The 20,988-nt window shown below is 39.8% G+C and carries 35 protein-coding genes and 1 riboswitch; of the genes, 29 read left to right on the plus strand and 6 right to left on the minus strand.

The features are described 5' to 3' along the window. Positions 1-13: 13 nt before the first annotated feature. The 3 genes from murQ to CKV78_RS09110 all read right to left on the minus strand — a co-directional run bounded on the left by murQ (position 14) and on the right by CKV78_RS09110 (position 3,428). A complete protein-coding gene (murQ, locus tag CKV78_RS09100) occupies positions 14-910 on the minus strand; it encodes an N-acetylmuramic acid 6-phosphate etherase (RefSeq protein ID WP_005764334.1) in 897 nt (298 codons plus the stop codon). Positions 911-1,074: 164 nt separating this feature from the next. Continuing rightward, on the minus strand, positions 1,075-2,061 hold the full coding sequence (gene dusA, locus CKV78_RS09105; RefSeq protein ID WP_005764332.1) for a tRNA dihydrouridine(20/20a) synthase DusA: 987 nt from the start codon (positions 2,059-2,061) through the stop codon (positions 1,075-1,077). Further along, entirely contained in the window at positions 2,058-3,428 is a 1,371-nt protein-coding gene (locus CKV78_RS09110; RefSeq protein ID WP_005764329.1) for a chloride channel protein, read from the minus strand. Before CKV78_RS09110 ends, dusA begins: the two co-directional genes overlap by 4 nt. A 338-nt stretch (positions 3,429-3,766) precedes the next feature. Here CKV78_RS09110 and rpsJ point away from each other — a divergent pair, with 338 nt between their 5' ends. The 28 genes from rpsJ (at position 3,767) to rplQ (ending at position 17,498) form a co-directional block, all read left to right on the plus strand. Then, entirely contained in the window at positions 3,767-4,078 is a 312-nt protein-coding gene (rpsJ, locus tag CKV78_RS09115; protein WP_001181005.1) for a 30S ribosomal protein S10, read from the plus strand. A 16-nt stretch (positions 4,079-4,094) separates the two neighbouring features. Further along, positions 4,095-4,724, plus strand: a complete 630-nt coding sequence (gene rplC, locus CKV78_RS09120; protein WP_005764326.1) for a 50S ribosomal protein L3 — start codon at positions 4,095-4,097, stop codon at positions 4,722-4,724. Between the two features lie 14 nt (positions 4,725-4,738). Beyond that, positions 4,739-5,341 carry a 50S ribosomal protein L4 gene (rplD, locus tag CKV78_RS09125; RefSeq protein WP_005764324.1) on the plus strand — a complete coding sequence of 201 codons (603 nt, stop codon included), beginning with the start codon at positions 4,739-4,741 and terminating at the stop codon, positions 5,339-5,341. Next, positions 5,338-5,640, plus strand: coding sequence for a 50S ribosomal protein L23 (gene rplW / locus CKV78_RS09130; RefSeq protein ID WP_005724030.1), 303 nt, complete (start codon positions 5,338-5,340; stop codon positions 5,638-5,640). Before rplD ends, rplW begins: the two co-directional genes overlap by 4 nt. Positions 5,641-5,659: 19 nt before the next feature. Then, positions 5,660-6,481: a 50S ribosomal protein L2 gene (rplB, locus tag CKV78_RS09135; RefSeq protein WP_005764322.1), complete on the plus strand. Its 822-nt coding sequence runs from the start codon at positions 5,660-5,662 to the stop codon at positions 6,479-6,481. A 25-nt stretch (positions 6,482-6,506) separates the two neighbouring features. After that, positions 6,507-6,782, plus strand: coding sequence for a 30S ribosomal protein S19 (rpsS, locus tag CKV78_RS09140; protein ID WP_005539416.1), 276 nt, complete (start codon positions 6,507-6,509; stop codon positions 6,780-6,782). 10 nt (positions 6,783-6,792) lie between these two features. Further along, positions 6,793-7,125 carry a 50S ribosomal protein L22 gene (gene rplV / locus CKV78_RS09145; RefSeq protein ID WP_005625897.1) on the plus strand — a complete coding sequence of 111 codons (333 nt, stop codon included), beginning with the start codon at positions 6,793-6,795 and terminating at the stop codon, positions 7,123-7,125. A 17-nt stretch (positions 7,126-7,142) separates the two neighbouring features. Beyond that, a complete protein-coding gene (rpsC, locus tag CKV78_RS09150) occupies positions 7,143-7,850 on the plus strand; it encodes a 30S ribosomal protein S3 (RefSeq protein ID WP_005764320.1) in 708 nt (235 codons plus the stop codon). Positions 7,851-7,863: 13 nt separating this feature from the next. After that, entirely contained in the window at positions 7,864-8,274 is a 411-nt protein-coding gene (rplP, locus tag CKV78_RS09155) for a 50S ribosomal protein L16 (protein WP_005717925.1), read from the plus strand. Continuing rightward, positions 8,274-8,465, plus strand: a complete 192-nt coding sequence (rpmC, locus tag CKV78_RS09160; protein ID WP_005706394.1) for a 50S ribosomal protein L29 — start codon at positions 8,274-8,276, stop codon at positions 8,463-8,465. Before rplP ends, rpmC begins: the two co-directional genes overlap by 1 nt. Beyond that, complete coding sequence (rpsQ, locus tag CKV78_RS09165; protein WP_005764317.1) at positions 8,465-8,722, plus strand: 30S ribosomal protein S17; 258 nt, start codon at positions 8,465-8,467, stop codon at positions 8,720-8,722. The genes rpmC and rpsQ overlap by 1 nt, the downstream gene beginning before the upstream one ends. A gap of 238 nt (positions 8,723-8,960) precedes the next feature. Continuing rightward, complete coding sequence (gene rplN, locus CKV78_RS09170) at positions 8,961-9,332, plus strand: 50S ribosomal protein L14 (protein WP_005548786.1); 372 nt, start codon at positions 8,961-8,963, stop codon at positions 9,330-9,332. A 13-nt stretch (positions 9,333-9,345) separates the two neighbouring features. Continuing rightward, positions 9,346-9,657, plus strand: a complete 312-nt coding sequence (gene rplX, locus CKV78_RS09175; RefSeq protein WP_005764314.1) for a 50S ribosomal protein L24 — start codon at positions 9,346-9,348, stop codon at positions 9,655-9,657. A gap of 17 nt (positions 9,658-9,674) precedes the next feature. Next, positions 9,675-10,214, plus strand: coding sequence for a 50S ribosomal protein L5 (gene rplE, locus CKV78_RS09180; RefSeq protein WP_005764312.1), 540 nt, complete (start codon positions 9,675-9,677; stop codon positions 10,212-10,214). Between the two features lie 11 nt (positions 10,215-10,225). Beyond that, the gene (gene rpsN, locus CKV78_RS09185) at positions 10,226-10,531 is read left to right on the plus strand and encodes a 30S ribosomal protein S14 (protein WP_005764310.1); all 306 of its coding nucleotides are present in this window, start codon (positions 10,226-10,228) and stop codon (positions 10,529-10,531) included. A 36-nt stretch (positions 10,532-10,567) separates the two neighbouring features. Next, positions 10,568-10,960, plus strand: a complete 393-nt coding sequence (gene rpsH, locus CKV78_RS09190) for a 30S ribosomal protein S8 (protein WP_005724020.1) — start codon at positions 10,568-10,570, stop codon at positions 10,958-10,960. 15 nt (positions 10,961-10,975) lie between these two features. Beyond that, entirely contained in the window at positions 10,976-11,509 is a 534-nt protein-coding gene (gene rplF / locus CKV78_RS09195; RefSeq protein ID WP_005764308.1) for a 50S ribosomal protein L6, read from the plus strand. 13 nt (positions 11,510-11,522) lie between these two features. Further along, a complete protein-coding gene (gene rplR / locus CKV78_RS09200; protein WP_005764306.1) occupies positions 11,523-11,876 on the plus strand; it encodes a 50S ribosomal protein L18 in 354 nt (117 codons plus the stop codon). 15 nt (positions 11,877-11,891) lie between these two features. Further along, positions 11,892-12,392 (plus strand): 30S ribosomal protein S5, encoded by a 501-nt coding sequence (gene rpsE / locus CKV78_RS09205; RefSeq protein WP_005764304.1) that lies wholly within the window; start codon positions 11,892-11,894, stop codon positions 12,390-12,392. A gap of 6 nt (positions 12,393-12,398) precedes the next feature. Next, the gene (gene rpmD, locus CKV78_RS09210; protein WP_005543631.1) at positions 12,399-12,578 is read left to right on the plus strand and encodes a 50S ribosomal protein L30; all 180 of its coding nucleotides are present in this window, start codon (positions 12,399-12,401) and stop codon (positions 12,576-12,578) included. A 4-nt stretch (positions 12,579-12,582) separates the two neighbouring features. Beyond that, a complete protein-coding gene (rplO, locus tag CKV78_RS09215) occupies positions 12,583-13,017 on the plus strand; it encodes a 50S ribosomal protein L15 (protein ID WP_005764302.1) in 435 nt (144 codons plus the stop codon). Positions 13,018-13,024: 7 nt separating this feature from the next. Then, positions 13,025-14,350, plus strand: coding sequence for a preprotein translocase subunit SecY (secY, locus tag CKV78_RS09220; RefSeq protein WP_005764300.1), 1,326 nt, complete (start codon positions 13,025-13,027; stop codon positions 14,348-14,350). A 28-nt stretch (positions 14,351-14,378) separates the two neighbouring features. After that, positions 14,379-14,492: a 50S ribosomal protein L36 gene (gene rpmJ, locus CKV78_RS09225; protein WP_005548767.1), complete on the plus strand. Its 114-nt coding sequence runs from the start codon at positions 14,379-14,381 to the stop codon at positions 14,490-14,492. A 140-nt stretch (positions 14,493-14,632) separates the two neighbouring features. Continuing rightward, complete coding sequence (rpsM, locus tag CKV78_RS09230; RefSeq protein ID WP_005717912.1) at positions 14,633-14,989, plus strand: 30S ribosomal protein S13; 357 nt, start codon at positions 14,633-14,635, stop codon at positions 14,987-14,989. 16 nt (positions 14,990-15,005) lie between these two features. Then, positions 15,006-15,395: a 30S ribosomal protein S11 gene (rpsK, locus tag CKV78_RS09235; RefSeq protein ID WP_005701868.1), complete on the plus strand. Its 390-nt coding sequence runs from the start codon at positions 15,006-15,008 to the stop codon at positions 15,393-15,395. Between the two features lie 29 nt (positions 15,396-15,424). Continuing rightward, on the plus strand, positions 15,425-16,045 hold the full coding sequence (gene rpsD / locus CKV78_RS09240) for a 30S ribosomal protein S4 (protein ID WP_005764298.1): 621 nt from the start codon (positions 15,425-15,427) through the stop codon (positions 16,043-16,045). A 32-nt stretch (positions 16,046-16,077) separates the two neighbouring features. Further along, positions 16,078-17,067, plus strand: coding sequence for a DNA-directed RNA polymerase subunit alpha (locus tag CKV78_RS09245; protein ID WP_005764296.1), 990 nt, complete (start codon positions 16,078-16,080; stop codon positions 17,065-17,067). 41 nt (positions 17,068-17,108) lie between these two features. After that, positions 17,109-17,498, plus strand: a complete 390-nt coding sequence (gene rplQ, locus CKV78_RS09250) for a 50S ribosomal protein L17 (protein WP_032855573.1) — start codon at positions 17,109-17,111, stop codon at positions 17,496-17,498. A 198-nt stretch (positions 17,499-17,696) separates the two neighbouring features. On the opposite strand, the gene CKV78_RS09255 is transcribed toward rplQ, so the two are convergent. From CKV78_RS09255 to ubiK, 3 genes are all read right to left on the minus strand, one after another. Continuing rightward, positions 17,697-18,386, minus strand: a complete 690-nt coding sequence (locus CKV78_RS09255; RefSeq protein ID WP_005764292.1) for a metallophosphoesterase family protein — start codon at positions 18,384-18,386, stop codon at positions 17,697-17,699. After that, positions 18,383-19,669 carry a multifunctional transcriptional regulator/nicotinamide-nucleotide adenylyltransferase/ribosylnicotinamide kinase NadR gene (nadR, locus tag CKV78_RS09260; RefSeq protein ID WP_005764290.1) on the minus strand — a complete coding sequence of 429 codons (1,287 nt, stop codon included), beginning with the start codon at positions 19,667-19,669 and terminating at the stop codon, positions 18,383-18,385. The genes CKV78_RS09255 and nadR overlap by 4 nt, the downstream gene beginning before the upstream one ends. Positions 19,670-19,732: 63 nt before the next feature. Continuing rightward, on the minus strand, positions 19,733-19,984 hold the full coding sequence (gene ubiK / locus CKV78_RS09265; RefSeq protein ID WP_032855571.1) for a ubiquinone biosynthesis accessory factor UbiK: 252 nt from the start codon (positions 19,982-19,984) through the stop codon (positions 19,733-19,735). A 95-nt stretch (positions 19,985-20,079) separates the two neighbouring features. Further along, a riboswitch (FMN riboswitch) is annotated at positions 20,080-20,225 on the plus strand. Positions 20,226-20,339: 114 nt separating this feature from the next. Here ubiK and ribB point away from each other — a divergent pair. Continuing rightward, positions 20,340-20,984: a 3,4-dihydroxy-2-butanone-4-phosphate synthase gene (gene ribB / locus CKV78_RS09270; RefSeq protein ID WP_005764286.1), complete on the plus strand. Its 645-nt coding sequence runs from the start codon at positions 20,340-20,342 to the stop codon at positions 20,982-20,984. The last annotated feature ends 4 nt before the right edge of the window (positions 20,985-20,988 follow it).

Consider the following 20,988-nt stretch of genomic DNA (forward strand, 5'->3'; position numbering starts at 1 on the left):
TCCTTAATTTAACTTACGTTAATGCTCGATGAATAAAACCATTGGATTCTGCTAAACGTTCTGTTGCTTCTTGTGCTGAAATATTCAATAAAATCATCACAATGGCGATTTTACATTGCCCATTAGCTTGTAATAAGGCGTATTCTGCTTGTTGGCGATCGCATTGCGTCGCTTCCATCACAATACGTTTTTGACGCTCGACTAATTTGGCATTAGTTGCGACCACATCTACCATTAAATTCCCAAACACTTTACCTGTTTTTATCATTGCGCCCGTAGTGAGCATGTTGAGAATAAGTTTCTGTGCAGTGCCAGCTTTCATACGTGATGAACCTGTTATCACTTCAGCGCCTACGATTGGCGTGATCGCAATGTCAGATACAGTGGCAAGTTCAGATTGTGGATTGCAGCTAATCCCGATTGTTATGCAACCTAATTGTTTTGCAAATTCAAGTGCAGCCAATACATAAGGCGTGCGACCACTTGCCGCAATTCCAACCACAATATCTTTACGGCTTAACTGAATATTTTTGAGATCTTCAATACCCCCTTCGCGGCTGTCTTCGGCATTTTCGACTGCTTTCAAAATTGCTTGATGACCGCCAGCAATTAAACCAACCACTTGTTCGTGCGCTGTGCCAAATGTGGGTGGACATTCACTCGCATCTAAAATGCCTAATCGCCCTGATGTGCCTGCACCGATATAAATTAAACGTCCTTTTTGCATAAAGGTATCGGCAATTTTATCTACGGCTTGTGCAATTTCAGGTAACACTTTTTTCACAGCAAGAGGGACTTTTTGATCTTCTTGATTGATGACATGTAGCATTTCTAATGTGGACAGGCTGTCGATGTTAGCACTTGCGCTATTTCGACTTTCAGTGACGAGTTTACTTAATTCCAATTGCATTATAATTCCTAATATAATGTGATTTAGCCTTATTTTTATTTTAAGCCAGAATGCTGGTGGACTGGGAATTATTTGTCGATTATGTGAGAGCGCTCACTTTTTGTGCGAGCTTAAAAAGAAAAGTGCGGTCAAAATCTTGTTAATTTTCACCGCACTTTTGTCATCTATTCATTTTCTATAAAACTTAATGCTTGTTCAACAACTTCTAATCCTGCACCAGCTTTGTGCGCATTCTCACTTAAATAACGGCGCCATTGACGAGCACCTTTACAGCTTTGGAATGCGCCAAGCATGTGACGCACCATATGATTGAGATAAACACCTTGGGTAAGCTGTTGCTCAATATAAGGGAACATTTTTTCCACCGCTTCTCGTGGAGTCACGATAGGGCTTGTTGGATCAAATAATGCTTGGTCGATATAGCCTAACAAACTCGGGTTTTGATAAGCTTCACGCCCAACCATCACCCCATCCATATATTGCAAATGCTGTTGCATTTCCTCAATAGTTTTAATCCCGCCGTTGATACTCATGATTAACTGTGGGAAATCACGTTTGAGTTGATATACACGTTCATAATCTAACGGTGGAATTTCACGATTTTCTTTCGGACTTAAACCAGAAAGCCATGCTTTGCGTGCGTGGATAATAAATTCTTGGCAGCCGGCTTGATGGACTTTTTGCACAAAATCACACAGGAACTCGTAGCTATCTAAATCATCGATGCCAATACGTGTTTTGACCGTAACAGGAATATCAACCACCTCTTGCATTGCGTTGATACATTCTGCCACTAAATCAGCTTTCCCCATTAAACAAGCACCAAACATCCCATTTTGCACACGATCAGATGGACAGCCTACATTCAGGTTAATTTCAGCGTAACCACGTTGCTCTGCAATTTTTGCGCACTGTGCCAGTTGAGTTGGGTTACTGCCACCTAATTGTAGTGCCACAGGGTTTTCCTCTGGAGAAAACGCAAGGTGATCATATTTCGCATGAATAATCGCACCTGTAGTGACCATTTCCGTATAAAGCAACGCGTGTTGACTAAATTGACGATGAAAATAGCGACAATGACGCGTTGTCCAATCTAACATTGGTGCAACGGAAAAGTGGCCACGATAAAAGTGCGGTTGATTTTGGGTCATTTTTCTTGTTCTCTTGTGTCTTCTTGAATTCGTTGACGGAAACGTGCCGCCGCAAAATGATAAAATGGTTTTGGATGAAATTGGCGTGAAATAATGGACGAAACTAATGAACAAATCAATAACCAAAACAAAACAGGTTGACAACCTGTCATTTCCATCACAACAACACTTGCGGTTACTGGTGATTGTGTTGCTCCTGCAAGAAAACCAGCCATACACAATAAAACTAGTAGGCGTTGATCTACAATACCGCCTGTTATTGACCAAATTTGCGCACCAATCCCAGCACCAACGGTCAATGCTGGTGTAAAAATACCGCCAGCAATGCCAGTCCAATAAGTTGCCACGGTAGAAATTAATTTTAAGATACCAAATTCTGAGGATAAATCTTCACCATCTAATGCATTGGCGACCACATAATAGCCTGTACCGTAAGTTTTCCCTTGCGTATAAGTGCCAAGTGCGGCCAAAAATAAACCTAAAATTAATGCTATATAAATAGGATGACGGCGAATCCAACCACGAATTCTTGATGGCGAAATACCTGCTAAGCCTTTAACTAACAAGCGTGCAAAAATACCTCCAAAAACACCACAAATCACACCACATAATACCACCCATAAAAACATATATGGCATAGAGGTTTCACCGTGATATTGTGGAAAGTAAGGGTTATTTCCTTCAATCGCGACTAAAATAAAACCTGAAGCGAGTACACCTAATAGTACTCGACGTTCCCAGCGTAATAATACACCTCGTCCCAGCTCTTCAATAGCAAAAATTACCCCAGCTAAAGGTGCATTAAATGCAGCAGCTAAGCCGCCTGCGGCACCTGTTGCCATTAACTCATTGGCACTTAGTCCATTAAATGCGATGCCTTTCTTACGGCAAATATTACCCCAAGCGAGCATTACTGCGGCACCGACTTGTACAGAAGGACCTTCACGTCCGACGGAGGCACCAATCAACATTGCAAGAAAGGTAAGCGGGACTTTCCATAAGGTTTGCCAGAACGCAACAAGGCGACTTTTATTATTGCTGTGCGGTAAACTAATAGAGGCTATCACTTGTGGAATTCCACTACCTGCCACATAAGGTGTGTACTTCGCAGTAAACCAAGTTAATAAGCCTAAACCTAGGGGTAACACTATCCAAGCTGCTAAAGGATATTGTGAAGTCCAATGTGCATTCCACTCTAAGCCAAGATCTGCTAATTTAGCAAAACCAAGAGAAAACAACGCAACAAGCGCTGCGCCGATAAGTAGGGCAGCAAATTCTAAACTTTTACGAGAAATACGATGTGTTTGGCGTAATTTCTTATGTAAAACATACCGCACTTTAGTATTAAATTGAGTTAGCGATAACATAACTTTTTGAATTGATAAGGAAGAGAAAGTTGAATTATAGCGCAAAATCAAAATGAGCTAAATATTACTCAAATAAGTAAAGATAAGGATTTCTTCAATTTTATTGCGAAAAGCACTTGCAAAGTGCGGTCGATTTCAGTACAATTCGCAGGCTTTCTTAATGATAGCCGTTTAATGTAATCATTTATTAAACGAGTATTGCGATATGTAATACGTAAAATGTTTCCAACAGGGAAACTATAAACAGGTCAACTTGCACCCCTTTTCGATTTTTAGAAGTAAGAAAAGTGTTGGTGTTAGTTTTTTATTAGCTAAATTTTGATTGGAGCTCTGGTCTAATGCAGAACCAAAGAATCCGTATCCGCTTAAAAGCATTCGATCACCGTTTGATCGATCAATCTACTGCGGAGATCGTAGAAACAGCTAAACGTACTGGTGCACAAGTTCGTGGTCCAATTCCGTTACCAACTCGTAAAGAGCGTTTCACAGTGTTGATTTCTCCACACGTGAATAAAGATGCGCGTGATCAATACGAAATCCGTACTCACAAACGTTTGGTTGATATTGTTGAGCCAACAGAAAAAACTGTTGATGCATTAATGCGTTTAGATCTAGCTGCCGGCGTTGACGTGCAGATTAGCCTAGGTTAATTAAGAGGTTATTACAATGATTGGTTTAGTCGGTCGTAAAGTTGGTATGACTCGTATCTTCAATGAAGATGGCGTTTCAATTCCAGTTACCGTTATCGAAATCGAAGCCAACCGTGTGACTCAAGTTAAAACTGTAGAAACAGATGGCTATTCTGCAATTCAAGTTACTACTGGCTCTAAAAAAGCAAGTCGTGTAACTAAGCCAGAAGCTGGTCATTTCGTGAAAGCAGGTGTTGAAGCTGGTCGCGGTTTATGGGAATTTCGTACTACTGAAGGTGAAGAATTCACTTTAGGTCAAGAAATTAATGTTGACATCTTCGCTGATGTTAAAAAAGTTGATGTTACTGGTACTTCTAAAGGTAAAGGTTTTGCTGGCGGTGTTAAACGCTGGAACTTCCGTACCCAAGATGCTACTCACGGTAACTCTTTATCACATCGTGTACTTGGTTCTATTGGTCAAAACCAAACTCCAGGTCGTGTGTTTAAAGGTAAAAAAATGGCAGGACACTTAGGTGCTGAGCGTGTAACCGTTCAATCACTAGAAGTTGTTCGTGTTGATGCTGAACGTAAATTACTATTAGTTAAAGGTGCTGTTCCGGGTGCAACTAATGGTGATGTTATTGTTAAACCAGCAGTTAAAGCATAAGTCAGGAGATAGAGATGGAATTACAAGTTGTAGGTGCAAATGCACTAACTGTTTCTGAAACTACCTTCGGACGTGAGTTCAACGAAGCATTGATTCACCAAGTTGTTGTTGCTTATGCAGCAGGTGCTCGTCAAGGTTCTCGTGCACAAAAAACTCGTGCTGAAGTGTCTGGTTCAGGTAAAAAACCTTGGCGTCAAAAAGGTACAGGTCGTGCTCGTTCAGGTGATATCAAGTCACCAATCTGGCGTTCGGGTGGTGTAACTTTCGCAGCTAAACCACAAGATCACAGCCAAAAAGTGAACAAGAAAATGTACCGTGGTGCAATCAAAAGCATTCTTTCTGAACTTGTTCGTCAAGAGCGTTTAGTTGTTGTTGATAAGTTCGAAGTTGAAGCACCAAAAACTAAAGTTTTAGTACAAAAATTAAAAGAATTAGCACTCGAAGATGTGTTAATTATCACAGCAAGCTTAGATGAAAATCTATTCTTAGCAGCACGTAACCTTTACAAAGTAGATGTACGTGATGTTCAAGGTATCGATCCAGTGAGCTTAATCGCATTCGATAAAGTTGTTGTAACTGTAGATGCTGTGAAACAAATTGAGGAGATGTTAGCATGATTCAACAAGAACGTTTGCTAAAAGTGTTAAAAGCACCACATGTCTCTGAAAAAGCAACAAATAACGCTGAGAAGTCTAACACTATTGTTTTCAAAGTAGCTTTAGATGCAAATAAAGTTGAAATTGCTAACGCAGTTGAGCAATTATTTGAAGTGAAAGTGGATTCTGTTCGTACCGTTGTAGTGAAAGGTAAAACTAAACGTCACGGTGCAAGAATGGGACGTCGCAGTGACTGGAAAAAAGCTTATGTAACTCTTCAAGAAGGTCAATCACTTGACTTCGTTGAAGGTGCAGAGTAATTCGGAGGAGTAGAAGATAATGGCTATCGTTAAATGTAAGCCGACCTCCGCTGGTCGTCGTCACGTTGTTAAAATCGTGAACCCTGAATTACATAAGGGTAAACCTTACGCTCCACTTTTAGATACTAAATCTAAGACTGGTGGTCGTAACAATTTCGGACGTATTACTACTCGCCATATTGGTGGTGGTCATAAACAACATTACCGTTTAATCGATTTCAAACGTAACAAGTTAGATATTCCAGCGGTTGTTGAGCGTCTTGAATATGACCCTAACCGTTCTGCAAATATCGCTTTAGTGCTTTATAAAGATGGTGAACGTCGTTATATCTTAGCACCTAAAGGTTTATCTGCAGGCGATACAATCCAAGCTGGTGCAAATGCGCCTATTAAAGTTGGTAACTCATTACCAATGCGTAATATCCCAGTTGGTTCAACAGTACATAATGTTGAATTAAAGCCAGGTAAAGGCGGTCAAATCGCTCGTTCAGCTGGTGCTTATGTACAAATTATCGCTCGTGAAGGTAACTATGTAACTTTACGTCTTCGCTCAGGCGAAATGCGTAAAGTATTATCTGAGTGTACAGCGACCATCGGTGAAGTTGGTAACTCAGAACATATGCTTCGCGTATTGGGTAAAGCAGGTGCTAACCGCTGGAGAGGCGTTCGCCCAACAGTTCGTGGTACAGCAATGAACCCAGTAGATCACCCACACGGTGGTGGTGAAGGTCGTAACTTTGGTAAACACCCAGTAACACCTTGGGGCGTTCAGACTAAAGGTAAGAAAACTCGCCATAACAAACGTACTGATAAATTTATCGTACGTCGTCGTGGTAAATAATATTAATTAATAAAGAGGATTAGCCATGCCACGTTCTCTCAAGAAGGGTCCTTTCCTTGACCTACACTTGTTGAAGAAGGTAGAGAAGGCGGTGGAAAGCGGGGATAAAAAACCAATTAAAACTTGGTCCCGTCGTTCAATGATCATTCCATCAATGATCGGATTGACCATCGCAGTCCATAATGGTCGTCAGCACGTTCCTGTTTATGTATCTGATGAAATGATCGGTCATAAATTAGGTGAATTTGCACCGACTCGTACTTACCGCGGTCACGCTGCGGATAAGAAAGCTAAGAAGTAAGGGGTAAAAGATGGAAACTATTGCAAAACATCGTTACGCTCGCACTTCAGCGCAAAAAGCTCGCTTAGTTGCGGATTTAATCCGTGGTAAAAAAGTTGCTCAAGCATTAGAAATCTTAACTTTCACTAACAAAAAAGCAGCAGCTTTAGTGAAAAAAGTGCTTGAATCAGCAATTGCTAACGCAGAACACAATGACGGTGCAGATATCGATGATCTTAAAGTAGCGAAGATTTTCGTAGATGAAGGTCCAAGCATGAAACGTGTTATGCCACGTGCTAAAGGTCGTGCAGATCGTATTTTAAAACGTACTAGCCACATCACTGTGGTAGTGTCAGATCGTTAATAAGTAGAGGAATAGCAATGGGTCAAAAAGTACATCCACATGGTATTCGCTTAGGTATTGTTAAGCCTTGGAGCTCTACTTGGTTCGCGAATACACAAGATTTCGCTGATAACTTAGATGGCGATTTCAAAGTACGTAAATTCTTGAATAAAGAATTAGCGAATGCTTCAGTTTCACGCATCACTATTGAGCGTCCAGCGAAAAGCATCCGTGTAACTATTCACACAGCTCGTCCAGGTATCGTTATTGGTAAAAAAGGCGAAGATGTTGAAAAATTACGTAACGCAGTTGCGGCTATTGCAGGCGTTCCAGCGCAAATCAACATCGCTGAAGTGAAAAAACCTGAATTAGATGCAAAATTAGTTGCAGACAGCATCGCTTCTCAATTAGAGCGTCGTGTAATGTTCCGTCGCGCTATGAAACGTGCAGTACAAAACGCAATGCGTTTAGGTGCTAAAGGTATCAAAGTTGAAGTGAGTGGTCGTTTAGGTGGTGCAGAAATTGCACGTTCTGAATGGTATCGTGAAGGTCGTGTACCTCTACATACACTACGTGCGGACATCGACTATAACACTGCTGAAGCACATACTACATACGGTGTAATCGGTATTAAAGTATGGATCTTCAAAGGTGAAATACTCGGTGGAATGGCTGCAATTGCGCAACCAGAACAACAACCTGCTGAGAAGCCTAAGAAGGCTCCACGCGGCAAAGGTCGTAAGTAAGGAGAATCGCTAGATGTTGCAACCAAAACGTACAAAATTCCGCAAAGTCCACAAAGGTCGTAACCGTGGTATTGCAGCTGGTACAGAAGTAAGCTTCGGTACCTTTGGTTTGAAAGCAGTTGGTCGTGGTCGTTTAACAGCTCGCCAAATTGAGGCGGCACGTCGTGCAATGACTCGTGCAGTTAAACGTCAAGGTAAAATCTGGATCCGTGTATTCCCAGATAAACCAATTACTGAAAAACCATTAGAAGTCCGTATGGGTAAAGGTAAAGGTAACGTTGAGTACTGGGTAGCTTTAATCCAACCGGGTAAAGTACTATATGAAATGGATGGTGTGTCTGAAGAGATCGCAAGAAACGCATTTGCATTAGCAGCTGCTAAATTGCCAATTAAGACCACTTTCGTAACTAAGACGGTGATGTAATGAAAGCTCAAGAACTACGTAACAAAAATGTTGAAGAGCTGAATGCTGAGTTAGTGAACCTTTTAGGTGAACAATTCAAATTGCGTATGCAAGCAGCCACCGGTCAGCTTCAACAAACCCATCAGTTAAAACAAGTGCGTCGTAGTATTGCACAAGTAAAAACTGTATTAACCGAGAAGGCGGGTGAGTAATGACTGATAAAATTCGTAGCGTGCAAGGTAAAGTAGTTAGCGACAAAATGGACAAATCATTTGTTGTTGCTATTGAACGTAAGGTTAAACACCCACTTTATGGTAAGTTTATCCGTCGTACAACCAAATTACACGTGCATGACGAGAATAACGAAGCTAAATTAGGTGATGTAGTTGAAGTTAAAGAGTGTCGTCCACTCTCTAAAACTAAGTCATGGACTTTAGTTCGTGTAGTTGAAAAAGCAGTAATTGCTTAATATCAGCTTGACATAAAATGAAAAAGCCAATGGTGTTACTGTTGGCTTTTTTATTCAAAGAGATAGCTGATAAATAGCAAAAGTTTTTTATCAAAAGTACGCTTAAAATCTTTCTATTTTTTAACCGCACTTAATATTGCTTTTTTATTGTGCCTTGTGGTAAAATCCACGCCCTATCTGCCTTATTGCAGATAATTTCGTCCCGAAAGGGTTTTATTAATTTTAGCGGAGTACTAAGATGATCCAAGAACAGACTATGCTGGACGTTGCTGATAACTCAGGCGCTCGCAGTGTAATGTGTATCAAGGTTCTAGGTGGATCGCACCGTCGTTACGCTGCTATTGGTGATATCATCAAAATTACTGTGAAAGAAGCAATTCCACGCGGTAAAGTTAAAAAAGGTGATGTATTAAAAGCAGTTGTTGTGCGCACCAAGAAGGGTGTTCGTCGCCCAGATGGATCAGTCATTCGCTTCGATGGTAACGCTTGTGTAATTTTAAACAATAACACAGAGCAACCAATCGGTACTCGTATTTTTGGACCGGTGACTCGTGAACTTCGTTCTGAGAAGTTTATGAAAATCATCTCTTTGGCGCCAGAAGTACTGTAAGGAGAAGTGACAAATGGCTGCAAAAATTCGTCAAAATGATGAAGTAATCGTGCTTGCTGGTAAAGATAAAGGTAAGCGTGGTAAGGTAACTAAAGTGTTACCAAATGGTAAAGTGGTTGTTGAAGGTGTAAATATTATCACTAAACACGAAAAACCAGTTCCTGCATTAGGCAAAGAAGGTGGTTTAGTGAAGAAAGAGGCTGCAATTGATGCATCAAATGTTGCTATCTTTAACCCGAAAACAAATAAAGCTGACCGTGTAGGTTTTAGATTTGAAGATGGTAAAAAAGTACGTTTCTTCAAGTCTAATAATGAAATTATTTAATAAACTGGAGTAATGCGATGGCGAAACTGCATGATTACTACAGAGATCAAGTAGTTAATGAATTGAAAGAAAAATTCAACTACAAATCTGTCATGCAAGTCCCACGAATCGAAAAGATAACCCTAAATATGGGTGTGGGTGAAGCATTGACCGATAAGAAATTGCTAGATAACGCAGTTGCGGATTTAGCAGCGATTAGCGGTCAGAAACCTTTGATTACAAAAGCACGCAAATCTGTTGCAGGCTTTAAAATCCGTCAGGGATATCCAATCGGTTGTAAAGTAACACTACGTGGTGAACGTATGTGGGAGTTCTTTGAACGTTTAATTACAATTGCTGTTCCACGTATTCGTGACTTCCGCGGTTTAAGCGCAAAATCATTTGATGGTCGTGGCAATTACAGCATGGGTGTGCGTGAGCAAATCATCTTCCCTGAAATCGATTATGATAAAGTGGATCGTGTACGTGGTTTAGATATTACTATCACCACTACTGCGAAAAGTGATGAAGAAGGTCAAGCGCTACTTGCTGCCTTTAATTTCCCATTCCGTAAATAAGGCAGGTTACCATGGCTAAACAATCAATGAAAGCGCGTGATGTAAAACGCGTGAAACTAGCTGAAAAATTCTATACTAAACGTGTTGAATTAAAACAGATCATTTCAGATGTAAATGCCTCTGACGAAGACCGTTGGAATGCAGTGTTAAAGTTACAAACATTGCCTCGTGATTCTAGCCCAAGCCGTCAGCGTAACCGTTGTCGCCAAACTGGACGCCCACATGGTGTTCTTCGTAAGTTTGGTTTAAGTCGTATTAAGGTTCGTGAAGCTGCAATGCGTGGCGAAATCCCAGGCCTTAAGAAAGCTAGTTGGTAATTTACCACTTTATTTTGGAATCGGAGTAAAAATACAATGAGTATGCAAGATCCAATCGCAGATATGTTGACTCGCATTCGCAACGGTCAAGCTGCGAACAAAGTTGCGATCAGTATGCCTTCATCCAAGCTAAAAGTGGCAATTGCCAATGTATTAGCTGAAGAAGGTTATATCGAGAGCGTTAAAGTTTTAGATGGTGTTAAACCAGAGTTGGAAATTACTTTAAAATATTTCCAAGGTAAACCAGTTGTAGAAAGCATCCAACGTGTTAGCCGCCCAGGTCTACGTATTTATAAACGTAAAGATGAATTACCAAAAGTAATGGGTGGTTTAGGTGTTGCAGTAGTATCTACATCTAAAGGTGTGATGACTGACCGTGCAGCTCGCCAAGCGGGTTTAGGCGGTGAGATTATCTGTTATGTAGCTTAATAGAGAGGTAGGAAAATGTCTCGTGTTGCAAAAGCACCTGTTAGTATTCCTGCCGGCGTTGAGGTTAAACTTGACGGTCAGCTACTAACAGTTAAAGGTAAAAATGGTGAGTTATCTCGTACCATTCATAGCTCAGTTGAAGTTAAACAAGATAATAACGAATTAACTTTTTCTCCACGTGAAGGTATTGTTGGAGCAGATGCACAAGCAGGAACTGCACGTGCATTAGTTAACGCAATGGTTATCGGTGTTACTGAAGGCTTCACCAAGAAGTTACAATTGGTGGGTGTAGGTTATAGAGCACAAATCAAAGGCAATACAGTTGCTTTAAGTTTAGGCTTCTCTCACCCTGTCGAGCACGCTTTACCAGCAGGTATTACAGCTGAATGTCCATCTCAAACGGAAATCGTGTTGAAAGGTGCAGACAAACAGTTAATCGGTCAAGTTGCTGCAGATATTCGTGCTTATCGCCGTCCTGAGCCTTACAAAGGTAAAGGGGTACGTTACGCTGATGAAGTTGTACGTATCAAAGAGGCTAAGAAAAAATAATTAAGGTAACACTATGGATAAGAAATCAGCTCGTATCCGTCGTGCAGCTCGCGCACGTCATATGATGAAAGAGCAAGGTGTAACTCGTTTAGTTATTCACCGCACTCCACGTCATATTTATGCGCAAGTGATTGCACCAAACGGTTCAGAAGTTCTTGCCGCTGCTTCAACTGTTGAAAAAGTAATTAGTGAGCAAGTGAAATATACCGGAAATAAAGATGCAGCAGCAGTAGTTGGTAAAGTTGTTGCAGAAAGAGCATTAGCAAAAGGCGTTAAAGACGTTGCTTTTGATCGTTCTGGTTTTAAATATCATGGTCGTGTCCAAACTTTAGCGGACGCTGCCCGTGAAGCTGGTCTACAGTTCTAATAGAGGTAATTTTAGATGGCAAACATCGAAAAACAAGCTGGTGAACTGCAAGAGAAGCTAATCGCGGTAAACCGTGTATCAAAAACTGTAAAAGGTGGTCGTATTATGAGCTTTACTGCATTAACTGTAGTAGGTGATGGTAACGGTCGTGTAGGTTTTGGTTATGGTAAAGCGCGCGAAGTTCCAGCAGCGATCCAAAAAGCGATGGAAAAAGCACGTCGCAATATGATCAATGTAGCTTTAAATGAAGGTACATTACAACACCCTATTAAAGGTTCACACACTGGTTCTCGCGTATTTATGCAACCAGCTAGCGAAGGTACTGGTATCATCGCAGGCGGTGCTATGCGTGCAGTATTAGAAGTTGCAGGTGTTCGTAACGTTTTATCTAAAGCTTATGGTTCAACCAACCCAATTAACGTTGTTCGTGCAACTATCGATGCACTAGCAAATATGAAATCACCAGAAATGGTTGCTGCAAAACGTGGCAAAACCGTTGATGAAATCTTGGGGTAATTGATAATGGCTAAAACTATTAAAGTAACTCAAGTTCGTAGTTCTATTGCTCGTTTACCAAAGCATAAGGCTACATTGCGTGGTCTTGGTCTTCGCCATATGCATCATACTGTAGAGTTAATCGATACTCCTGCAGTACGTGGTATGATTAACCAAGTTTCATACATGGTTAAAGTGGAGGAGTAATCTGATGCGTTTAAATACTCTATCACCAGCTGAAGGTGCTAAACATAGTGCTAAACGCTTAGGTCGCGGTATTGGTTCTGGTTTAGGTAAAACAGGTGGTCGTGGTCACAAAGGTCAAAAATCTCGTACAGGTGGCGGTGTTCGTCGTGGTTTCGAGGGTGGTCAGATGCCTTTATACCGTCGTTTACCAAAATTTGGTTTTACTTCAATGAAATCAGCTGTTACAGCTGAAGTTCGCTTAAATGATTTGAACAAAGTTGAAGGCGGCGTAGTAACTTTAGAATCATTGAAAGCAGCTAACGTACTTTCTAAAGATATTCAATTTGCAAAAGTAATTTTAGCAGGTGAAATCAAAGGTGCTGTTGTTGTTCGTGGTTTACGCGTAACTAAAGGTGCTAAAACAGCAATCGAAGCTGTTGGCGGTTCAGTTGAGGAATAATAAATAAATGGCTAAGCAACCAGGTTATCAAAGTAGAAGTACTCAAAGCGGTACAGGCGAACTTAAAAACAGATTATTATTTGTATTAATCGCTCTGATTGTATTCCGTATTGGTTCTTTCATCCCGGTTCCTGGTATTGACGCAGCCGTATTAGCTCAGTTAATTGAACAACAGAAAGGCACCATCATTGATATGTTTAATATGTTCTCTGGTGGTGCATTGAGCCGTGCGTCTATTTTTGCGTTAGGTATCATGCCTTATATTTCGGCATCGATTATCATCCAATTATTAACAACGGTTCACCCAGCATTAGCAGAATTAAAGAAAGAGGGTGAAACTGGTCGTCGTAAAATTAGCAAATATACGCGTTATTCAACGTTAGTACTTGCGACTTTACAGGCGGTTGGTATTGCGACAGGATTACCAAATATGTTACCAGGTCTAGTACCTAATTTAGATATTTGGTTCTATATTACAGCTGTGGTTAGCTTAGTTACAGGAACAATGTTCCTAATGTGGTTAGGTGAGCAAATTACAGAGCGTGGCATTGGTAACGGTATTTCTTTAATAATCTTTGCAGGTATTGTTGCTGGTTTACCATCTGCTATTGGTCAAACTATTGAGCAAGCTCGTCAAGGGCAAATGCATCCATTAGTTCTCTTATTGATCGCAGTTATTGTTTTTGCAGTAACATATTTTGTTGTCTTCGTAGAAAGGGGACAAAGAAGAATTAAAGTTGAATATGCTAAACGTCAGCAAGGTCGTCAGATCTTAGGTGGACACTCTACACATTTACCATTAAAAGTTAATATGGCAGGTGTGATTCCAGCAATCTTTGCTTCAAGTATTATTTTATTCCCTGCGACATTAGCGCAATGGCTCGGTGAAGGTTCTAGTTTAGAGTGGTTAACTGATTTATCAATGTTATTACATCCAGGTCAGCCACTATATTTACTTGTTTATGCAGTAGCAATCATCTTCTTTAGTTTTTTCTATACCGCAATGCAATATAATCCTCGTGATACAGCGGATAATTTGAAAAAATCTGGTGCATTTATACCAGGAATTAGACCAGGTGAACAAACATCACGTTATATTGATAAAATTATGACTCGCTTAACATTAATAGGTGGGTTGTATATTACGTTTGTATGTTTGGTTCCTTACGTTATGACATCAGCTTGGAATGTACAATTTTACTTTGGTGGTACATCACTTCTGATTGTTGTAGTGGTAATTATGGATTTCATCGCTCAGGTTCAAAGTCATTTAATGTCTACAAAATATGAATCTGCGTTGAAAAAAGCAAACCTTAAAGGTTTCGGACAATAATTTGTCCATTAAATAAAAGGGATAAGCAATGAAAGTTCGTGCTTCCGTTAAGAAATTATGTCGTAACTGTAAAATTGTTAAACGTGAAGGGGTTGTCCGTGTACTTTGTAGTGACCCTAAGCATAAACAACGTCAAGGTTAATTAACATTTTTCTTGCAAAGAACCAGTTGAGCAGTTATACTGCTCAGCTCATTTATGTCCTTGTCACTTTGTTTGAGTATCCTGAAAACGGGCTTTTCAAGATCAAAGTGTCAAATTAGTTAAAATAATAGGAGTGCATAGTGGCCCGTATTGCAGGCATTAACATTCCTGATCATAAACACACTGTAATCGCTTTAACTGCAATTTATGGTATCGGTAAAACTCGCGCGCAAGCTATTTGTGCTGCAACTGGTATTGCCGAAGATGTTAAGATCAGCGAATTGTCTGAAGAGCAGATTGATAAACTGCGTGACGAAGTTGGTAAATTTACCGTTGAAGGTGACTTACGTCGTGAAGTAACACTAAACATCAAACGTCTATTAGACTTAGGTTGTTATCGTGGTTTACGTCATCGTCGTGGTTTACCAGTACGTGGTCAACGTACTAAAACTAATGCGCGTACCCGTAAGGGTCCTCGTAAGCCGATCAAGAAATAAGTCGGGGTAAGGTAAAATGGCTAAAACACCAGTTCGTGCACGTAAACGTGTAAAAAAACAAGTTGTAGATGGCGTAGCTCACATTCACGCATCTTTCAATAATACAATCGTTACTATTACTGACCGTCAAGGCAATGCTTTAGCTTGGGCAACTGCTGGTGGTTCAGGTTTCCGTGGTTCTCGTAAATCTACCCCGTTTGCTGCACAGGTTGCTGCTGAACGTTGTGCTGAAGTTGTAAAAGAATTCGGCTTAAAGAACTTGGAAGTTATGGTGAAAGGACCAGGTCCTGGTCGTGAGTCTACTATTCGTGCGTTAAACGCTGCGGGTTTCCGTATCACGAATATTACTGATGTGACTCCGATTCCTCATAACGGTTGTCGTCCACCGAAAAAACGTCGTGTTTAATGGCGTCATAGGATAGTTGGAGAAAGAAAATGGCAAGATATTTGGGTCCTAAGCTCAAGCTAAGCCGTCGTGAAGGCACTGACTTATTCCTTAAGTCAGGTGTGCGCGCGATTGAATCAAAATGTAAAATTGATACTGCCCCTGGTCAACATGGTGCTCGTAAGCCACGTTTATCAGATTATGGTAGTCAATTACGTGAAAAACAAAAAGTTCGTCGTATTTACGGTATCTTAGAACGTCAATTCCGTAATTATTATAAAGAAGCAAACCGCTTAAAAGGTAATACTGGTGAAAACTTGCTAGTATTATTGGAAGGTCGATTGGATAACGTTGTTTATCGCATGGGCTTTGCTGCAACTCGTTCTGAAGCTCGCCAATTGGTGAGTCACAAAGCGATTGTTGTAAATGGTCGTGTTGTTAATATCCCATCATTCCAAGTGTCAGTTAATGATGTTGTTGCTGTTCGTGAGAAATCTAAAAAACAAGCACGTATCAAAGCATCATTAGAATTAGCAGAGCAAAGAGAAAAACCAACTTGGTTAGAAGTCGATGCTGCTAAAATGGAAGGTGTGTTCAAACGTGTTCCTGAACGTTCTGATTTATCAGCAGACATTAACGAACATCTGATCGTTGAGCTTTATTCTAAATAATAGTTAAAGCTTAGAAGCAAAGAGAGGATAAAATGCAGGGTTCTGTTACAGAATTTTTAAAGCCACGCTTAGTAGATATTGAGCAAATTAGCTCAACTCATGCTAAAGTGATCTTAGAACCGTTAGAGCGTGGATTCGGCCACACTTTAGGTAATGCATTACGTCGTATTCTTCTATCTTCAATGCCAGGTTGTGCTGTAACTGAAGTGGAAATTGATGGCGTGTTGCACGAATACAGCAGTAAAGAAGGTGTTCAGGAAGATATTCTTGAAGTGCTTCTAAACTTAAAAGGCCTAGCGGTTAAAGTTCAGAATAAAGATGATGTATTTCTGACATTAAACAAATCTGGAATTGGCCCTGTTGTTGCAGCTGACATCACCCATGATGGAGATGTTGAGATAGTAAATCCTGAGCATGTTATTTGCCACTTGACAGATGAGAATGCATCAATCAATATGCGTATTCGTGTGCAACGTGGTAGAGGTTATGTACCAGCTTCTGCTCGCGTACACGCTCAGGATGAAGAAAGACCAATTGGTCGTCTATTAGTAGATGCCTGTTATAGCCCAGTAGATCGTATTGCTTACAATGTTGAAGCTGCACGTGTTGAACAGCGTACTGACTTAGATAAGCTTGTTATTGAGTTAGAAACTAATGGCACTATTGATCCAGAGGAAGCAATTCGTCGTGCAGCAACAATTTTAGCAGAGCAACTTGATGCATTCGTTGATTTGCGTGATGTTCGTCAACCAGAAGTTAAGGAAGAAAAACCAGAATTCGATCCGATTCTGTTGCGTCCTGTTGATGACTTAGAGTTGACAGTTCGTTCTGCTAACTGTTTGAAAGCAGAAACAATTCACTATATCGGTGATTTAGTACAGCGTACTGAAGTTGAGTTATTAAAAACACCTAACCTTGGTAAGAAATCTCTTACTGAAATTAAGGATGTTCTTGCTTCACGCGGCTTATCACTAGGTATGCGCCTTGAAAATTGGCCACCAGCAAGTATTGCTGAAGACTAGTTTGGTCATAGGTTAAAGATTTTTCTGAGAAGGATAAGGTCATGCGCCATCGTAAGAGTGGTCGTCAACTAAACCGTAATAGTAGCCATCGCCAAGCGATGTTCCGTAATATGGCAAGCTCTTTAGTTAGTCACGAAATTATCAAGACTACATTGCCAAAAGCTAAAGAATTACGTCGTGTAGTTGAACCGTTAATTACATTAGCAAAAGTAGATAGCGTTGCAAATCGTCGTTTAGCTTTTGCTCGTACACGCAACATTGAAACTGTTGCTAAATTATTCAATGAATTAGGTCCACGTTTTGCTCAACGTGCAGGTGGTTACACCCGTATATTAAAATGTGGTTTCCGTGCAGGTGATAATGCTCCAATGGCTTACATTGAGTTAGTTGATCGCCCAGAAGTAGCAACTGAAGAGGCTGCTGCGGAATAATATAGATAAGTTAACTTTTTTGACTTATATCGAGATAAAACCCACTAGTAATTGCTAGTGGGTTTTCTTTTATCTAAATTATTATAAATAGATAGTGATAGGTTCGTATTTAAAAAATAAGATAAAATTAACCGCACTTTTATTGTTGAGATAAAAAGTGCGGTTAGATTGAAATGAATTTTGTATTAGTTAGTGTATCTATTCTTCACGATCATCAATTCCCATTAATAAGTATTCTCCTTCGATATTGCAAAGGCTGCGGAAGCCTACATTTGTGATTTTGAAATTAGGTTGTTCTTTAATGCTCAGATAGTCAAAGTTTTCATGATGATGCCCATGGAAGATATGATTAACTTGCATTTTATCTGCCAGCTCATTAATCACTGCAAAACCAGAAGGGTGTGGTTTGGGGGCTTCGTGAGAAATAAGAATATCTGCAGTCAGTTGTTCTAATATCTCAATATCAGAAGGGAAAATAGATGTGCGATGGCGTAATGGCACACCGCCACGCCAAATTTTTTCTTGTGAACAATATTGGCAATAATGAATGGGATCGAAAAAAAGTGGTTTATTGGGAGGCATCCAGATTTGCCCTCTGAATACACCACCTAAACCAGCAATTTTCTTACCTTGAATTTCAGTTACTTTACCGTGTAAGTTGCGTGATTGCCATTCACTTTCCCAAATAGACTCAAATGCATTAACAGTTTTGCTGTCATGATTACCGTGGATAAACCAAAGATCACAATGTTTTGCAAGTTTTTCTAATTCTTCAGCAGTGCTTATCTGTAAGTCACCGAGAATAATTAATGCCACATCCTGTCGGTCTTTGATAAAAGGATAAAGATGATCAAAACTTCCATGTGGATCACCTGCAAATAAAATCATTCTTCTTCCTCAAAAATTGACATTGAATGTTGTTCATTATGTAAATTAGGGAGCTCTTCTTCGTTTAAGATTTTTTCAACAATTTGTTTTACTTGATTATAGCGTTCTAAATAGCTTGGTGACTCAATTTCAATGTAAGGAACATTGTATTTATCTAGCAATTTCTTCAATAACATCTGAAAACGTTGACGTTGTTTATGATTGCCTAGACTACGCAATCCGTCATCTACCCATTTTGTATTGTTGTTTAATAGAATAGTCACATCAAAAGGGTACTCTTTGATCATCGAATCAAGAAATGGGTGTGCCTTCCCTTCATATTGAATACAAAAAGCTTGTGTTGTGATGAAGTCAGTATCAATAATAGCGACTTTATGTGCGTGGCGCACAGCATAATCAATATAGCGTTGATGCCCCAATGCCATTTGCGGATAATCTGAATATTGCATTGCTTGCTCATTGCCACCTAATTTTTCAAATACAAATTCGCGTCCATATTCCCAAGCAGATGTGGTATTAAACACAGTTGCTAGTTTATTGACTAAGACCGTTTTACCACTGCTTTCCCCACCGAGAATTGCAATCGTTTTTGCAAAGAATGGGCGAACCTCCTTTGGAATAAATTTCCAATAGTGGAATGGGTTATTACGAATTTTTGTAGCAGATACATTGAAAAATTGCCTATCAGGATCGACTAATGCTACTTCTAGGCCTAAATATTTTTCGTATGGCGCTTTATCTTGAGTCTCGCTACTGAATACGATACTTGGATTTACATTTTTTTCTTTAAATAAGTTTCTCACTTGTTGTGCCCATGCTTCCCATCCGTTTGGATAGCTAGGAATACCGTCTTCTACAAGGTGATGAATAAAAATTTGATTTTTCTGATATTTAAAGATTTGTTGCATCCAACGTAAGCGATCTTGCACTGTTGGCATACGTTTCATTTTACTATCGTAGAAAAGTTTTAAATCACGTTCTGTATCGCTACACACTACCACGTGAATTTCATCCACCTTACTGAATGCTTCATAAATCATATTAATGTGGCCAGTGTGTACGGGATAAAATTTACCAAAAATCACACCAACTTTTTTGTTATTCGGCTCGGTAATTTGTAAGACTTTGTGTAATGCACTGAGTTTGCTTGCACTTGGATTCTTGATTTTTCCACTAACTAACTGGTTAAAATAGGCACGCGTAATATTAGCTTGTTCGCAAATATCATTGACTTTGAGATTCAATTGTTTACGCTTTTGTTGTAAGTAAGCAAAGGCGGACATAATATGTTCCTCATTTTGAAATAGTAAAAAATTTACCGCACTTGATTAAAAGTGCGGTGCTTTTTACGATTGTTTCTGTTGTTCAAGTAACGTATCAATACGCTTTTCTAACTCAGTCAATTTCTCACGAGTGCGCATTAATACTTGAGTTTGAACATCAAATTCTTCACGAGTAACTAAGTCCAATTTGGATAATTGGGCTTGTAATGTCTGTTTTAGTTTCGCTTCAGCATCTTGCCCTAAATCTTTTAGCCCTTGGGGTAATGAATCTTGAATTTGTTGTATAATTTGCTCTATTTTTTTAGGATTTAGCATACTGACCTCACATATTAATAAAATATGGTCTATTGTATGCAATCTAACTATAAATAAAAACATTTTTTCATGATTAAGTTTGCGCTATACTATGCGAGCATTCTCAGGGCCGGGTGAAATTCCCTACCGGTGGTAAGTGCATTTGCATAAGCCCACGAGCGTTTGTTCGACATTGAGCAAAGTCAGCAGATTTGGTGAGAATCCAAAGCCGACAGTATAGTCTGGATGAAAGAGAATAAGCAGGTTTTGAACAAAACCTGTATTTTTTGTTTGTTTAAGATTTTCTTAGCCACTTAATTTTCTCATCAGCCCTGATTCTGGTATCTAAAGATCATGATATTTCAAGGAATTTACTATGAATCAGTCAATTTTATCGCCTTTTGGCAACGCAGAAGAACGAGTTATCGCAGCGCTTAATGCTTTTAAACAAGGTAATGGTGTTTTAGTGCTAGATGATGAAGATCGTGAAAATGAAGGCGATCTTATTTTTCCTGCAGAAACGATTACTCCAGAACAAATGGCAATGTTAATCCGTTACGGTAGTGGTATTGTGTGTTTATGCTTAACAGATGCAATCTGCCAACAACTTGATTTGCCACCAATGGTACAGGAAAACACTAGTGTTAATAAAACTGCATTTACGGTAACGATTGAGGCTGCACAAGGCGTTTCAACCGGTGTATCTTCAAAAGACCGAGTGACAACAATCCGAGCTGCGATTGCAGATAATGCAAAACCGAGTGATTTAAGTCGTCCAGGACACATTTTCCCACTACGTGCAGAAGATGGCGGAGTGTTAAAACGACGTGGTCATACAGAAGCTTCTGTCGATTTAGCCCGTTTGGCAGGTTATAAAGAAGCAGGGGTGATTTGTGAAATTACTAATGATGACGGTTCAATGGCACGTGCGCCAGAGATTGTAATATTCGCACAGAAATTTGGTTTCCCAGTAGTGACTATCGAAGATCTAGTGGCGTATCGTCAGAAGTACAATTTATAATTTT

Origin of the sequence: Pasteurella dagmatis (assembly GCF_900186835.1) — a bacterium.
Classification (GTDB): Bacteria; Pseudomonadota; Gammaproteobacteria; order Enterobacterales; family Pasteurellaceae; genus Pasteurella; species Pasteurella dagmatis.